Here is a 16,266-nt window from a genome sequence, read left to right as displayed (position 1 = left end):
ATTGCACGCCTGGGAGGATGGTCGGGTTATCGTTCCCAACGTCCTCCAGGAATGCCCACTCTCGTCAAGGGTTTGCGGAAGTTTGAGTCGCTTTTCCTGGGGTGGAAACTTGCTCAGACTCCACTTGTGTGTACACCGTAGTTGCCAAGGGGAGGGAACTTCAAGGACTTTGGTTTCTCCCGACACCCGACAAACCAATTCAAAATGTAAATTGTTACCTACTGCCTATTCATTGTTCTATACAATGGAATAGAAAGAGATGGAATTAGCGGTATGACCCGATGCTATCCATCCAGTTTTCGCAGACGATACCCCAGTCAACAAACGGTTTTCTGGACAAATATAAATAATCCTTCAGGAATCCGTCCGATGGGTGATGTAGATTAATACAGCCTTTGACTAAGGTTACTCATTCCCCAAGAGGGTATCGCGTATACTATCTGCTAGAGGAGAAGCCCAGTTATCTAACCTGAGACAGAGTTTAAGCCCAAAATGCTGAACATTCTGTAAAAACGGAAACTGGGGCGATGCGTTAGCAGTAAATCTCAGTAAGGGTTTCCTGGAAAAACAGGTAACCCTTATCGCTGAGAAAAACGAAAACGCTGTTATCCGGTCATCAAGGGTGGGAATTCTAATCATAAGTGATGACACACTTCGATCAAGTGTCGTTATCGGTCGTAATCTAAGAGATCACTATGCCAGCCACTCCTTTTGCCGACACGGAATTCGACCACGACCAGCCTACCTACAGCCTGGATTTGCATGATACCCACAGCGATATAGACAATTCTGTGGATGATTTCGTTGATCCAGATATTGAAGAGGATATCGACACGACTAGCTTTGCTAAAAGTGCCAACCGCCGTACTACTGATTTGGTACGGTTATATCTTCAAGAAATCGGTCGGGTTCGTTTATTAAGACGAGATGAAGAAGTTTCAGAAGCTCAAAAAGTTCAGCGCTATATGCGATTATTGGACTTGCGAGCACAGTTCGCCACACCAGAGGAGCAAGTTATTGAGCATTTCGTTCATTTAATCGAAACCCATGACCGTTTAGCCTCTCAGTTAGGTCATCGTCCCTCCTTAGAACGCTGGGCGACAACCGCTGGGGTGGAGGTGGCTACCCTGAAGCCAAGTCTGATCGAAGGAAAACGGCGTTGGGCGGAGTTAGCTGAACTGACGGTTAAGGAACTAGAACAGGTTCAAGCCCAAGGGTTGCAGGCGAAGGAACACATGATTAAAGCCAACCTGCGCCTGGTGGTGTCGGTGGCGAAAAAATATCAAAATCGCGGGTTAGAACTGCTGGATTTGATTCAGGAAGGAACCTTAGGATTAGAACGGGCAGTTGAGAAATTTGATCCGACGAAGGGGTATCGGTTTAGTACCTATGCCTATTGGTGGATTCGTCAGGGAATTACTCGTGCGATCGCGACTCAAAGCCGGACGATTCGCTTACCGGTTCATATTACCGAAAAGCTGAATAAGATTAAGAAAGCCCAGCGGAAGATTTCTCAGGAACAAGGGCGCACCGCCACGATTGAGGATATCGCTAAAGAGTTGGAAATGGATGCGCCCCAGGTACGGGAAGTGCTGATGCGAGTTCCGCGATCGGTTTCCTTGGAGATTAAAGTTGGAAAGGAGAAGGATACGGAACTGGGGGATTTGCTGGAAACTGAGGAAACCTCCCCAGAAGACGTATTGATGCGAGAGGCTTTACAACGGGATTTACACCAACTCCTAGCTGATTTAACCAGTCGCGAACGGGATGTGATTTGTATGCGGTTTGGTTTGGGCGATGGACATCCCTACTCCTTAGCTGAGATTGGGCGGGCGCTGGAACTGTCTCGCGAACGGGTGCGGCAAATTGAAGCGAAGGCGTTGCAGAAGTTGCGCCAACCTAAGCGGCGGAATCGGGTGCGGGATTATCTGGAAGCGTTGAGTTAAGGTTCTGTTCTCGGTTAGGTTGTTTAACTGGGAGCATCCCAATTTGGCACGTTGGCTCTTTGAATGGGGCTGAAACCCTTACAATTGCATTACCTTAGGTAATGCTTTGTCCAAAACGGGATGCTCCCATTGAACTCCAGGTTACATGGGTAGTAGGCTGGCAAGCTTAAAGTTGTGGGTAAAATTTTTCTGGATCGCTACTCTCATAAGGGTTTTAGAAAATACTTGACCACTGTTTTAAGCTTGCCAAGCCAGTAGGGTGGGCATCGCCCACCCTTTATCCTAACTAATCATCAACCAGCCAGTCAGTAGACTTTTATAGCGAATTAGAGTATTGTTTAGTGTATTACTAATCCATCTGAGCCGATTGCTAGGGTAGCTTAGTCAGTTGGTGGATTAATAAAACAGGAATTGAATCAACTATGCGCGTACTAATCCTTGCTGATGATTGCAATCCTGACTGGCCTTCTTTACCCGTAGTCGGTTATAAGTTTGCCCGTGCCATCGCCAATTATGCCGATGTTACAGTTGCTACCCAAATTCGGAATCAGCCCAATATCGATCGAGAAGGAATGGGTAAGGCTGAGGTTGTTTATCTCGATACAGAAAAAATTGCCGCACCCATTTATAAGTTAGCAACCACTCTTCGGGGGGGTAAAAATATGGGCTGGACTATTCAAATGGCGATGAATTATCCTAGCTATCTGGCTTTCGAGTGGTATGCCTGGAAACGTTTTCGCGAAGATTTACGGAAAGGGCAATTTGATGTTGTTCATCGCATCACCCCCATGTCTCCAACATTGCCTAGTCCGATGGCTAAATGGAGTCCAGTTCCTTTTTTGCTCGGACCGTTGAACGGCAATCTACCCTGGCCCCGACAGTTTACTGTAGAGTTGAGCCGTGAGCGCGAATGGCTTAGCTATTTACGTAATGCCTATAAATTACTACCTTATTACCGTTCAACCTATAGTCGTGCAGGGGGTATTCTTGCCGCTTTTGAACACACTATTGCCGACTTACCAACTTCCGTCACATCCAAGACGATTAATTTTCCTGAAGTCGGCATCGATCTGGAACTGTTTACATTGCCAAACCGCTGCCAACACAAACAAATGACAATCTTATTTGTGGGAAGGCTTGTCCCCTATAAGTTGCCAGAAGTGGTGGTTCGCGCTTTTGCCAATAGTTCAGTGTTGCAGCAGCACCAACTTGTGATCGTTGGGGAAGGACCAGAACGACCTAGACTTGAGCAGATTATCGAAGAACAAGGTTTGGATGAGTGCGTTAAGCTAACGGGTCAAAAATCCCAAAATGAGGTAGGAGAGTTGATGCGCCAAGCTGAAATTTTGGCATTTTCTTCTATTCGAGAATTGGGGGCTGGAGTAGTGGTTGAGGCGATGGCATGCGGTATGGCTTGCGTTGTTGTCGATTACGGTGGACCTGCCACACTCGTAGAACCGGATCGGGGAATTAAGATTCCGTTAGGAGATTTTAAGCATCTGGTGAAGCGTTTTCAGGAGGAACTCGAACAGCTTGTTACAGCTCCTGATCGCGTTTCTCGCTTGGGCGTTGCAGCACACCACCATGCTATTAGCTATTATTCCTGGGATGCTAAAGCTCGGAAGACGTTAGAGATATATAAATGGTTTACAGGTTGTCAAAATATAAAACCCAATTTTTGGACTCAACCCTAAATTTCTCTACTGCTTCTAAAAACCTAATCATATCTATACATAAGTATGCATAACTATGCAAAACAATGGCGGTGTATGTTTATCCTGCGTTCATCCTTAGCGTGTTGTCCCTGAATGAATCAACCAGATAACAGTAATATTATAATGAATAGCTCATTAACAAATAAGCCAGAGACTTCCTTACGGATCATGCAGTTTGGACCAACTCACATCACGGGTGGGGGAGCTAGCGTTGCTGTCAAACAGCTCAGCAGCGCTCTTGTTTCCTTTGGCTATGAAGTCATGCTCATCGGTAACAGTGGGGAAGGAATCGATAAGCTTGTCGAAATTGGAGTAAACTATCAGCAAGTTAAATGGTCGCGGAAGATTCCTAAGCTGCTAGGCTGCGTGAGACAAGTCCGACACTACCTTAAAGTGTTCAAACCTCATATTGTGCACGTACATGGTCGCGCTCCTTCACTAATGTGCATACTCGCTGGTCGCAAACCTGATTTTTTCACCCTGCACAATTCTGTCTTTGTTGATCAGGTGGGAGCATTAGACCTGGGATTCGTTCGTAAATACTTTTCCCCCCTAGCACACCGCATAATCGCACTCAACCCCAAAGCTGTGGAGTATGTCACGACAAAACTCGGCGTTAAACCAAAAGATGTTGAATTCATTACCAATGGTACAGATTGTGATCATTTTCGCCCACCTACTGAAGTAGAACGTGAGGAAGCCCGGATGCGATTTGGCGTAGGTGAAAATGAAATAATGGCTGTATTCCTGGGTAATTTTATTGAACGAAAGCAACCTGATGCGGTCGTGGCATTAGCAGCAGCAGCGCGGGATGTTGGTTTAAAAGCATTACGGTTTGCTCTGTTTGGAATGGGTTCGCTCAAAGAGGTATTACAAGAACGTATTCACACTTTGGATCTGGAAGATGTATGCCAACTCCATAACTGGGTCGATAATCCACGCTTAGCCTACTGGTCAGCAGACATATTACTCTTACCTAGTCTGGAGGAGGGTTTTGCACTTGTAACAGTTGAGGCATTAGCCTGTGGATGTCCAGTTTTAGGTACTCGTACCGGTGGCTGGGAATTTACAATCCGTGAAGGCATTACAGGTTTTAGCTGCGAGATTGATCGAGACAGTTTTATCACTAAAGGTCTTGAAGTACTCGGAAACCGAGAGAGCTTACAGCAGATGCGACCTGCTGCACGGGCTTGGGCGGAAAAACAACTAAGTATCCAGCAGCAGATAAAACGGACAACTGATGCTTACTATCTATTTCTGGCTGAAAGAAAAGGCTCCAAATCATGACTAACAGGGAAAGAGATATAGCTACCAATCACGACTCAGTTACATCCACTGTATCCCGTTCGGTTTTTAACCAGCGACTCTGAGGCTTGACCAGAAAAGCGGGGTAGAGGGAAACCTTCCATAAGATGTAAAAGGGAACAGCCAAAAGCGTCCGTCCTGGTATATCTGCACGGCAAAACTTAGCCCAAGACCCAATCACTGAGATCAGAATCAGTAGTCCTTCTAATGCCAACACAATCCCTGGCATCCAGGATACTCCCAATACTGCCGCTACTAATGCTCCCCCTGTAGCTGCTGCCCAGATTAAGAGTAACAGCGAAAGGGGAGGTGCAGCTAATTCTAGAGCAAGGGCGAGTAGATCAAACCGTCTTTGAGAGATAAATTCTTTCAGCAGTCGAGGAACTTCAGTGAACAACATCTCTAAATGACCATGTTCCCAACGGGCTTTTTGGCTTTTAGCGGCTTTATCTTTCATCAGACGCCCTTGAACTTGGGCATCTTGGCAAAATAAGGGCGGATGTCCAGCAATGGCTAAATCCACAGCCAATTGCATATCATCCACTGTTTTACATCCTGCTAAGGAGATCTTACTCATCAATGACCACGGTAATGCCATCCCGGAACCCATCAACAAACAAGGTAATCCCAATCGCGTGAGTCCTAGGGGACGAACTAAGTTTTTCACCCGCAGTGCTAAGGTTGAGATCAAATCATTGACTCCAGGATTTTCGGGCTGAGTCATCAGGTAAGTAGCTTGAACCGGGCGTTCTGAATCCGCTGCTAGTCGGGCGATTTTATCAATTGAACCGGGACTAACTTGGCAGTCGGCGTCAACGAGTACCAGTACATCAGGGGGTTCTGTCTCGATGCAGCGTAAGCCGTAATCTAAGGCGTATCCTTTACCCCTCAAATCTAGATTCTCTCGTTCAATCGCCGTTGCGCCGGCTTGACGCACAACCTCGGCTGTGTTATCTGTGCAGTTATCAGCAATGACGATCAGTTGGTCTGAGTCGGTTAACTGAGGAAGTATGGTCTTCAGAGTGGCAGCAATATCAGAGGCTTCGTTGTGTGCTGGCATTAAAATGGTCACCTTGGGGCGGGGTGCTGGCGTTTCTTCTTTGTCTCGACGCGGTGGGAAGAACGCTGCTATGCATTCGATAAACACAACCGCTATGGGGATAAGCAATGCCAATGCGATTACAGATAGGATAATTTCCACAATTAGAACTATTGGCTGATTGGTTGACATCACAGGAAAACCCCTATTTTAAGTTGGCTGATAATCTGTTTCTAGTACTCCAGGATTGGGATCTGACCTGAGGGGAGTGATAACTTTGGCAGGGACTCCCACTGCAGTTGCACCGGCTGGAACATCACAAAGAACCACTGCATTAGCACCAATATTGGCATTATCTCCAATGGTGACATTGCCAAAGATTTTCGCACCCGCACCGACGTTGACATGAGTTCCCAATTTTGGTGCATCAAAGGGTTGATTCAGGTAACGATTGCCGAGAGTAACACCTTGGCGGATAATACAATCGGCGCCGATCGCACAGTCTCCATGGATGATGATGCTATGCTGATGCTCGATGATAACCCGGCGACCCAGTTGTACGGTGTAAGGTAATTCAATTCCGTAGGTGTTACGAATTTTGCGATAGAATGCCCGGTAAAGGATGCTAAAGGGCGCTCGCAAGAGTTTGGGTTGGATTTTCATACGCCAGACGCCAAAGCGCTGAACGGCGACGGCGCGGAATCCGGGTCTTGTCCAATCGCGTCCATGGGCAATCCAGTCTTCTTTGATTTGTTGCCAGAGTCCGAGATTGTTAGGGACTGATTCCTCTATATTAGATTGTATCTCTGGCTGTGTGATCATAGTTTTTCTTGTTAACTGGGCGGTTGTAGACGCGGAGCGGCTTCCCGTAGGGTAACCGCAGCTACACAAACTAAACCCGCCTGCGCGGGTTTCCACATCTCTAGTTTGGGAGCATCCCATTTTGGAAACCCTATTCCCCAAAGCAACGATATTTCAATGGTTTCAGCCCTATAAAAAGAGCTAACGCGCAAAATCGGAATGCTCCCTCTAGTTTTTCGGTATTAGTCCGCGTAGGCGGACTTTGTTTGTCTAGCCGCGATTTCCAATCGCCATGGCTAAAGTTGACTTAAACTTAAACACGACAATAGTTTGATCGCTATGATACACCGCCCTTGAAAAATACGCTATTGCGGACAAAATCTGCCAACAGTTGGGGCGGATCAGTATCAGGTTTACGTTGAAGCACTCGGCGCAAGCGCCACAGGGCAAAACCTGAAGCCCACGATATATCCGCCAGGGAAGCGTACAGCCAACCGTAGTTTTTGAGAAAGTACCGTCGCCGGGAATTAAACCAGTACTGGGGACGGCGTTTGCGGGGGCGTTTGGTGTCGGTGACGCCGGAACTTTGTCCCACGAGGTGGACGACTCGACTTTCAGGGACGTACCAGCAACTCCAACCAGCTTTTTTTGCCTGTAGGCAAAAGTCCATTTCTTCGTAGTACATGAAGTAGTCTTCATCGAGTAAGCCCACCTGTTCAAATACTTCACGACGGACAATCATGCTAGCACCCGCAACCCAGTCGGTGGGACAGGCTTGTTCGGGAACGGGGGGCCATACCACCCATTTTGTCAATAGTTTCGAGACGACGCCTAGACGGAAACCGCTATCCACTTCACTGAGGACTGTATGAAAGCGAAAGGCTGAACATTGAGGGGTGCCATCGGGGTCTTCTAAACGACTTCCGGCGATTCCTACGTCGGGATGTTCGTTCATGAAGTTGACTAAGCTTTTGATGGCATTAGGGCGTGCGATCGTGTCCGGGTTGAGGAGTAGGATATAGGGAGGGGGATTGGTTGACTCTAGGGCTGGACGGATTGCTGCATTGTTGCCGAAAGCGTAGCCGCCGTTGTGGTCTAGGGGCATAACCGATGCCCAGTCACTCCAACCTTCGGTTTCTATGGCGGTGCTGATTTGTTCGACTGACCCGTCGCCAGAGGCGTTGTCGGTAACTACAACGCGAGTACCGGGTAGGGATTGGATTTCTCCGACTATGGAGTGGAGGCAATCGATAGTCATGCTGGGGGTGCGGTAGTTGAGAATAACGACCAACACCGGGTAAGGGGAATTGGGTTCAGTGATATTAGACATGAGGATAGACTCGCGATCTCGCAACAGGTATAATTTTTATTCAGGAAACAGCCTTGAGCCTTTTTGAAATAGGTAAAGAAGTACCGGCGTTGGCGCTGGTGCTTAATTGCTTGCAAAACGTACTAAGTCGGTCGTCCTACGAGTGGTCTAATGGGTGATTGATGCAGCCAATGCTCATACCCTGTGGCAATGTTTACTACCCCTTTTATATATAGTCTAGTCCGCGTAGGCGGACGTTGTTTGTGTAGCTGCGACTTTCAGTCGCCAGAGTCCCTTTGAGAAAGTATATTATCCTACAATGGGAGTTGAATAGAATAACTGACCATCGGGTCGCCCTAAGTATTCTTGAGCTACCTTTCGATTAGACTCTTCAAATTCCTTGAGGATATCAACTCGCTCTTGAGTTGTCATCAACTCATTACTGAGCAAAAAATCAGGTAAATTTGCTATTAGTCGGGACAGGTTAGTATCAGGAATTAAATAGGTATAGTAGAGTCCAGTCATTTTCTTCTTAGAGATAGACATTTTCCCGATAGCAATATCACTTAACAATTGGATAATTTTTATTGTTCTTATACTTGGAGAAATGTTGGTTTGCTGAGCTTTTTTGAAGTCTAAGCCTTCGGATGTGATATGTATAGATTTCAAAAAATCATTGAGTAACCCATCGGATAACTGCTCTTTTTCATACACCCTAATAATTAGGTTTTCTTTGCCGAATGCTTGTTTCCAAGGTTCTAGCATTTGATAATAATTATCATAAGTTTTATTATCCGAAATATGTTTTTTCAGACGATCCCAATGATGAGCTGTTTTTATGGCTTGACAGTATAAAGAGGCAAAGTAATCATCCTGTCTTCTTATATAAACTATTATCTTAGTGTTGTAGCCTGACAAATTATCCTTCACTTTATGAACATCTTCAAAGTATAGTCTGCAAAAATTCTCTGAACTGACTACAATCTTTTCAGGATTCTCCGATTTAATTTCTTGGATCAAATATTTCCATTCGTCAAGATTAAGACCCCAAGGTTTATCTTTACCCTTGTTTTGCAGCAGTTTATGGTGACAATCTGGACTTGATGGATATAAAACACGTTTTTCTAAAAGCTTTTGCCTATTGCTAGACAAGAATTTTTGTAGGGTCGTTGTTCCAGTCTTGTGTGTTCCAATGTGAAGATAAATTGTAGTCATATAGCAATCAATCTGATAAAATTTATATTGAAAAATCGGCTATAAAGTGGAGTAAAACAGTTGACCATTTTGCCGTCCCAGATAATCCTCTGCTACTCGGCGATTTGATTCGGCAAATTTCTGCAAAAGGTCTATTCTATCTTGAACTGAAATCAGTTCATCGTTGACTATAAAATTGGGTATTTTCACGATTATGTTAGATAGATAATTTTCAGTAGATAAAACTTCATGGTACAAGTTAACCATTTTTCTTTTTACACGTTTCTGAAAGGGAGTATTGCCGCCATTGATTTGATTCAAAAAACGCATTATCTTTGTCGCTTTTCGGCTTTGGGAAATATTTGAAGAAAGGGAAAGGGAATTATACTTCATTTGACTTGCCTCTAGAGGAAAATCAATCGAATTTAGGAAATCATTAATTAATCCATTTTTAAATTGACTTTTTTCATAAACTTTAACAATTAAATTCTCATGACCAAATAGTTTACGCCACATTTGAAGTAAATTATAGTAATCCCCGTAGGCTTTGTTTTGTTCGATAAACTCTTGAATTGTACTGCTTTCTGAACCCATCTTCACTTGTTCACAATAAAGAGAGGTCAAATAGTCATCTTGCCTTCTCAGATAAATTACAATTTTAGTTTCGTACTCGGATAGATAATTTTTTAATCGGGAGATTTTATCTGCCTCTAATATCAACGTAAAATATTCTGCGCTAATAATAACCTTTTCACTGCCAATCCTCTTAATTTCTTGCTGAACCTCCTCCCAGATAGGGGAATTGGAAAGGTCATTTTTTGCTTGGGTTAATTCATGGGCGAGACTGTGGTGACCGACACGAATTTGCGGAAAAGGACAGGTTTCTGGTCTACCCGCTAAGGGATATAAAAACCCTTTATCTAAAAGAATTTCTCTGTTATCTAACAAAAAACTTTGTATAGAACTTGTACCTGTTTTCGGTAAACCAATGTGTAAATAAATCGTAGTCATCTTGGATATAAAATGGTGTCAAGTACAGTAAAAGGCAGATGAGTGTTCACTTAGTAGAGTGGAACCATTTAGTTTTCTGGACAAAGGCTTCGTCCTCCAATAGTTTGCTTCTGGTTTCTTACCTGAATCAGCACTTTCTCAACCACATCTAGAAAGTTTTGCCCCCAAGTGTGAGAGTCTTGGCGGACGCTGAGAATATTCTGCTGTAGACTATCATAGCTTTCGAGCAACTCTTGCTGAGCTTGCAGGAACGAATCCACCGATAAATCCTTAAGCTGAACAAAACATCCCGGAAATCGTCGTTCGGCTGTGGTGACATCGCCCAAGTAAATCGCGGGAATTCCGGCGATGATACTATCCGCTAGTGTTTTGGTGACGTAGCCAGGACAAAGTGCTTCCTCCGCCACAAGGGAGTAGGGATATTTTCTTAGTGTCTCTATTTTGTTTTGTGGTAAAGTCCCAGTAACTTCGACTAAATCTATATGTCCAGCCGTTGCCAATTCTCGATAAAGGGAATTTATTTGGGGTATTAGTCCCCTTTTGTCCTGTTTAGCATGGCTCAACGCCACGCCTCGCGCCGAACTCTTAGTTAAACGGGAAGAGCCTACATCGGCTTCCCAAACTTTTTTTTCTAGGACTGATTTATCGTAGAAAAAGGGCATATCATAGTGTAAAATGTGAGGAGCTTGGAAGGAGCGATTCCAGGTTAAGACAGCGACCCAGCCTTTGCTGGAAAGAGTCTCCAAGTTATATCCCCCATCAAGATGAGATTGATTGCAGATGAGCAGGCAAGGGAGTTGTTCGGGTAGGGAAAGACAGTCTTTATACAAGGTTTTGTCTATATTCCAAAATACAGCTATATCGGCTTGCTCTAAGGCAATTGGCTGGCGAGTTATTACGACGTGAAACCCTAAGCCTGACAATCGGGATTTTAATTGGTGGAGGGGGGATAATCCTGTTTGAGCATCGGGGTTGGTTTCCCCCTGGAATTCTAAGTCCTCTTGACTCGATAAAGAACCAACGGTAAAGACTATCTTCATGGAGATAATCTCCTTCTTATTCTAGAAACGATTTGATTGAAAACGCCGGAGAAGACTTGGGGCGCATAAAGCCCTAAATAGCCTATCGTTTTTAGGCGACCCGGACAATTCTGCCAAGTTAAGCTAGCTAGCACCAGGCGCAGGATGTGCCAACCTGCTGGGAGAAAATGAGGAATAAGTTGACATTGGCTCCAACTTCGATATACCTTTTCCACAGCACGAGAGATTAATAGAGGATCTGAACTGTGGAAGGCTTGGATCAAATAATAGCTCACATTGTCTGTCACCGTACTGAGTCTAACCAGAGCGCCTTGTTGACTCACTTGTCCTGGATGTCTCCTAATCCTAACGCTGGGTTGTAAGCTTTGCTGTAATCGGTTGATTCCGGGGTGGGCGGCGACAAAGTCATCCAATCGCCAGCCTGTGGAAAACATCTTCATCATGGGCTGGCAGGTTCTTAGGCTAGATGTTGATGTAATTAGACCCGATAATTGGATGAAAAAGCGACTGTGCATATCCATCAGGATATAGTCGGGCGGCTGCATTCCTTGGGGAAACGTTGATAGATGTTGGGTTACGATTGAATAGCACTCAGTGGTTTCATACCATTCATGAGACCCGACGATTGAGATATGCTGATTGCCATGATTCCGTAACAGTTCCAGGGCTTCTACTAATCCCGCTTCCAGCAGCCAATCATCAGCACATAAGAAAAAAATATAATCGGTGTCAACGTGGTCAATCAGGGAGACAAGATGGGCGGTGATGGTGGGGAGGAGTTGGGGTTGAACGATGACCTCCACATTATCCGGTTTATCGGCTTCAACCACCTGCAAGTCTTGCTGTTGTAACTCACTATAATTAAAACTAACCAGGATGCGATCAAATTTATGGGCTAAGGGGGTGACACTTTGCCAGCACTCTTGCCAGTACGCACCACCTTTATACACAGGAATCAGCAGTGTCACTGTGGGCTGAATGCCAATGGCGGGTTGGGTTGGATGTTTAATGTCAAGCTGAGTGGTCATGCTTATGAGTTGAACGAATAGGGGATGGTGTCAGCGGGGTCGTATAATTCATCCGAGTAGGCGACTAACAGCATCGGCTCATGGCTATCTGGGGGATTGCGAAAAATATGGGCAATACCGGGTGGAACCACTAAGGTAACGGGTTCAGTGGCGGTTAAAGTCATTTCCCGTTGTTCATGGGTGGAGGTATCGGCTAAACTGACCAGGGCGCTACCTTGAACCACGGTAAACCATTCATGGGCTTTGACGTGGTAATGACCGCCCCGGTTTTGACCGGGTACAGCTAGAGTGAGGTAAACTTCGCCGGTGTGATGGGGAAGTCCCTGTTCTTTGCCATCAATGACTTTGAGGAACCAACCTCGGTCGTCACTTCTCAATGTTCTGGGGATTAAGTTAACCTTGTCTAGTTTATTCACAGTTGTTCCTCTACCATTTCCGCTAGTCCCTGTTGGAGTGAGGTTGTGGGCAACCAATTGAGATGGTTTTGAAGTTTGCTGATATCTGCAGTATAGTTCATCAGTTCATTGGGTCGGTAGGGTTTAGCCCCAAATCGCAAATCAGCAGTGATATGATGGCGGCTGAGTTCATCGGCAATTGCCTGGATAAAATCCCGCAGGGTAATGGCTTGACCAGACGCCACATTTAATACCCGGAGTTGCTGGTTATCAGGGGGAATCGTTAATGCCCGCCAAAAGGCTTGGGCGACATCTTTGACATAAGTATAATCGCGAAGTTGTTCGCCAAGGGTGATTTCTACGTGTTGACCCCGTTGGGCTTGAGCGATGATATAAGGAGTGAGACGGGGTTCTTGCTCCCCTAGACCATAGATACTAAATAAGCGCAGAATGGTAATCGGTAACTGAGTGGCGTAGAGTTGGGCGAGTAGAGTTGAGGCGGCTTTGGATACGCCATAGGCGGAGGGTGGGGCGATGGGATCAGTTTCTTTGAGGGGGCGATTTTGTGGGGCGTATTCAAATCCTGACCCAGCGATGACGATTGATGGCTGTAACTCGACAGATGCGACGGCTTCTAACAGCACAGCTAAGCCGACGGTGTTGACTCGGAGTAAATCTGGGGGTTTTCCTGTGCCATAGGCTACACCGCCAGCAGCTAAGTGGAGGATACCATCGGGGCGAACCTGGGTGATAATTTCCGCGATGCGGTTGTCGTCGGTTAAATTTCCTGTCCAAGAGGTTATTCCTGGGGTGTCTAGTGGCTGACGGGATAGAGTATGAATTTCCACACCAGCCGCTTGACCCAATTGGACAACATGGCGACCAATGAAACCACTGGCGCCAGTGATTAATACGCGACGGTCTTTTAGTTGATTCAGGTAACTCATGACCGTTATTATATCCGAACATACGGCATGCTTACAGGTGTCATATCATGTCGGTGCTACAATTCATCTTGCTTAGGTGTGTCACGCCAGGTTTTATGGGCGCACAGAAGTGCGCCCATACAATGTTTCGGCGGAATCTATCTACCTACTGTTGTCAACGAGTGCCCGATGATGTCAGTTCTGGATGCGGCATTAAAAACGCACGATACCAATCGATGGTTTCTTTTAAGGCTTCATCAAGGGAGTATTCAGGTTCCCAGTTTAACAATTGTCGTGCCTTTTGCGCCGAAAGATATTGATGGATAATTTCATTCTTGACTTGGTTGAGAATCAATGGCTCTAGCTCCTTTCTATCCATAAGCCGTATAATCTTCTCAACCAGTTCTAGCACCGTAATTTGCAGTTCATTACTAAAATTGAACGCTTCTCCCCAAATCTCCTGGCGTTCCATCTGTTCGGCAAGATGTAAATAGGCTAATACCCCATCCTTCACATAAAAATAATCCCGAATATAGCTACCATCACTGCGAATAATCGGGCGTTCCTCCCGTAAAATTGAGCGAATTGTACCCGGGACAATCCGGTTAAAATTGAGATCACCGCCACCGTAGAAGTTTCCACATCGGGTGATACAGACTGGTAAGTTGTAGCTGACGAAGTAGGTGCGGCAAATTAAATCAGCACAACTTTTGGATACGTCGTAGGGATGTTCTCCCTGGAGGGGGGTAGCTTCGTCATAGGGTAAAATCTCTTGGTCGCCGTAGGCTTTGTCACTGGAGGCGACAACGATACGACTGACTCCCCCGACTCGGCGACAGGCTTCTAGGAGGTTCCAGGTGCCTTTGATATTGGCTTCAAAGGTACCCAGAGGTTCCCGGTTGGCGACGCCAACTATGGTTTGGGCGGCTAAATGGAAGACGGTATCGATTTCGTATTCACTCAGGGTTCGTTCTAAGGTGGCAATATCTTCCACCCGCCCGTAGACGGTGACTATTTTTTGGGATAACCCTTCTGTAAATAAGCGAGACTGGGGCACCCAATCTCGCACTAACCCGACAACGTTTGCCCCTCGATTGACCAATTCCTGCATCATCCAGCTTCCCAAGAGTCCGGTACAGCCGGTGACGAAAACAGAACGGTCTTGCCAAAATGAGTCCATTACCATACTTTCCACAGGGCTTTGTCAGAATTATACAGTTTATTCAAGAGTTCCAATTCACGATAAGTATCCATACATTGCCAGAAGCCATCATGTTTATAGACTGCCAGTTCTCCCTTGGCGGCTAAGGCTTTTAAGGGGTCTGACTCTAGTATGGTATCGTCTCCCTCGATTAAATCCAAGACTTGGCGGTGCAGGACAAAATAGCCGCCGTTAATCCAACCAGCACTGGTTTGCGGTTTTTCCTGGAAGAACGTGACTAGGTTGTTTTCAATGCTCATTTCCCCAAATCGGGAGGCGGGGTGAACGACAGTCATTGTGGCTAGTTTGCCGTGGCGGCGATGGAAGTCGAGTAGGTCTTTTATGTTAACATTACATACACCATCGCCGTAAGTCGCCATGAAGATGTCGCTACCGAGTTGCTCCAGGTAAGGGGCGAGGCGTTTTAGGCGTCCGCCGGTCATGGTTTCTGGTCCGGTGTCGATTAACCAAAGCCGCCAGTTTTCTTCGGGATGACTGGAGTTGAGTCGGGTTACTCGCTTGTTGCCTAATTCTAGCATCACGTCGTTGTGATTCCAGTCATAGTTGAAGAAGTATTCGCGGATCAGGTTGCCCTTATAACCCAAACAGAGGAGGAAGTCAGTGAAGCCATAATGGGCGTATGTTTTCATGATATGCCAGATCATCGGGCGATCGCCGACCATGACCATGGGTTTGGGTCGAAATTCGGTTTCTTCTTTGAGGCGGGTGCCTTTGCCACCACAGAGAATGGCGATGGGGATAGTGTTCATTAGTATTCAGTCCTCCCTTTTTAATCAAATTATAAGCGGCTAAGTTATTAAGGACACTACCGAAGCCGGAAGTTTATTGCGTTGCTGGCTTGAGTATTTTGGCAAAGTATTCGGTGTAGCGACGGTTGCTGTTAAACCGCTTCTAAAAACCTAGACAAACCTACCCATAAGTAATTCTGCCTTGGTATAAGTCCACGGTGTAACTTTTGGTCGATAACCGTTAACGCTTGCGCTTGGCTGATACCCGGCGTTGTTGCTCGATATCAGCCTTAACCAACGGCTCCCAGTTAGAGACACAGTAGTAATCGTGTCTACGATTGACTACAGGGCATCGACCAATAAAATTATTAAATTGATATAGAGCACTCCATACGTGCTTTCTCGGATTCACTCCGAGATAGGCGGACACAGAGCGTGGCAATCTCTCACTCAAATTCATGCCTCTTCTGGCAATTGCTAGGGCAGCTGCCACATCAGATGATAGTCCATACATCCGACTATATTTAACCAATCCAATCAAACTCGTGTAAGCTGGATTGCACAAAGAAAGAGTTATTCCTCGGTTGGATAAAATCGATGACAAAAT

Annotated in this window: 14 protein-coding genes and 2 pseudogenes; 4 read left to right on the top strand and 12 right to left on the bottom strand. The window is 45.8% G+C overall.

Features of this window, described 5'->3' with window-relative positions:
- The 4 genes and pseudogenes from RIG27_RS16665 to RIG27_RS16650 form a co-directional block, all read left to right on the top strand.
- Positions 1-141, top strand: a pseudogene (locus RIG27_RS16665) (IS4-like element ISSysp3 family transposase); the annotation flags it as partial.
- A gap of 554 nt (positions 142-695) precedes the next feature.
- On the top strand, positions 696-1,946 hold the full coding sequence (gene sigC / locus RIG27_RS16660; RefSeq protein ID WP_446346944.1) for an RNA polymerase sigma factor SigC: 1,251 nt from the start codon (positions 696-698) through the stop codon (positions 1,944-1,946).
- 422 nt (positions 1,947-2,368) lie between these two features.
- A complete protein-coding gene (locus RIG27_RS16655; RefSeq protein WP_446346942.1) occupies positions 2,369-3,640 on the top strand; it encodes a glycosyltransferase family 4 protein in 1,272 nt (423 codons plus the stop codon).
- Between the two features lie 114 nt (positions 3,641-3,754).
- A complete protein-coding gene (locus RIG27_RS16650; protein ID WP_446346940.1) occupies positions 3,755-4,948 on the top strand; it encodes a glycosyltransferase family 4 protein in 1,194 nt (397 codons plus the stop codon).
- A 28-nt stretch (positions 4,949-4,976) separates the two neighbouring features.
- On the opposite strand, the gene RIG27_RS16645 is transcribed toward RIG27_RS16650, so the two are convergent.
- From RIG27_RS16645 to RIG27_RS16590, 12 genes and pseudogenes are all read right to left on the bottom strand, one after another.
- The gene (locus RIG27_RS16645; RefSeq protein WP_446346939.1) at positions 4,977-6,197 is read right to left on the bottom strand and encodes a glycosyltransferase family 2 protein; all 1,221 of its coding nucleotides are present in this window, start codon (positions 6,195-6,197) and stop codon (positions 4,977-4,979) included.
- 18 nt (positions 6,198-6,215) lie between these two features.
- A complete protein-coding gene (locus RIG27_RS16640; RefSeq protein WP_446346937.1) occupies positions 6,216-6,827 on the bottom strand; it encodes a serine O-acetyltransferase in 612 nt (203 codons plus the stop codon).
- A 316-nt stretch (positions 6,828-7,143) separates the two neighbouring features.
- Positions 7,144-8,136, bottom strand: coding sequence for a glycosyltransferase family 2 protein (locus RIG27_RS16635; protein ID WP_446346935.1), 993 nt, complete (start codon positions 8,134-8,136; stop codon positions 7,144-7,146).
- A gap of 288 nt (positions 8,137-8,424) precedes the next feature.
- Positions 8,425-9,330: a sulfotransferase domain-containing protein gene (locus RIG27_RS16630; RefSeq protein WP_446346934.1), complete on the bottom strand. Its 906-nt coding sequence runs from the start codon at positions 9,328-9,330 to the stop codon at positions 8,425-8,427.
- A 39-nt stretch (positions 9,331-9,369) separates the two neighbouring features.
- Complete coding sequence (locus RIG27_RS16625; RefSeq protein WP_446346932.1) at positions 9,370-10,320, bottom strand: sulfotransferase domain-containing protein; 951 nt, start codon at positions 10,318-10,320, stop codon at positions 9,370-9,372.
- Between the two features lie 68 nt (positions 10,321-10,388).
- Entirely contained in the window at positions 10,389-11,360 is a 972-nt protein-coding gene (locus tag RIG27_RS16620; RefSeq protein ID WP_446346930.1) for a hypothetical protein, read from the bottom strand.
- On the bottom strand, positions 11,357-12,388 hold the full coding sequence (locus RIG27_RS16615; RefSeq protein ID WP_446346928.1) for a glycosyltransferase family A protein: 1,032 nt from the start codon (positions 12,386-12,388) through the stop codon (positions 11,357-11,359). The genes RIG27_RS16620 and RIG27_RS16615 overlap by 4 nt, the downstream gene beginning before the upstream one ends.
- A gap of 2 nt (positions 12,389-12,390) precedes the next feature.
- On the bottom strand, positions 12,391-12,804 hold the full coding sequence (locus tag RIG27_RS16610; RefSeq protein ID WP_446346926.1) for a polysaccharide biosynthesis C-terminal domain-containing protein: 414 nt from the start codon (positions 12,802-12,804) through the stop codon (positions 12,391-12,393).
- Complete coding sequence (locus RIG27_RS16605) at positions 12,801-13,730, bottom strand: NAD-dependent epimerase/dehydratase family protein (RefSeq protein WP_446346924.1); 930 nt, start codon at positions 13,728-13,730, stop codon at positions 12,801-12,803. The genes RIG27_RS16610 and RIG27_RS16605 overlap by 4 nt, the downstream gene beginning before the upstream one ends.
- Before the next feature lie 154 nt (positions 13,731-13,884).
- The gene (locus tag RIG27_RS16600; protein WP_446346946.1) at positions 13,885-14,889 is read right to left on the bottom strand and encodes a GDP-mannose 4,6-dehydratase; all 1,005 of its coding nucleotides are present in this window, start codon (positions 14,887-14,889) and stop codon (positions 13,885-13,887) included.
- On the bottom strand, positions 14,889-15,680 hold the full coding sequence (gene rfbF / locus RIG27_RS16595; RefSeq protein WP_446346922.1) for a glucose-1-phosphate cytidylyltransferase: 792 nt from the start codon (positions 15,678-15,680) through the stop codon (positions 14,889-14,891). Before rfbF ends, RIG27_RS16600 begins: the two co-directional genes overlap by 1 nt.
- 220 nt (positions 15,681-15,900) lie before the next feature.
- Positions 15,901-16,266 (bottom strand): annotated as a pseudogene (locus RIG27_RS16590) (hypothetical protein); the annotation flags it as partial.

It is taken from the genome of Coleofasciculus sp. F4-SAH-05 (assembly GCF_040222985.1).
GTDB lineage: Bacteria > Cyanobacteriota > Cyanobacteriia > Cyanobacteriales > Coleofasciculaceae > Coleofasciculus > Coleofasciculus chthonoplastes.
Note: the sequence above shows the minus strand (reverse complement) of the source record. Positions and strands in the feature narration are given on the sequence as shown.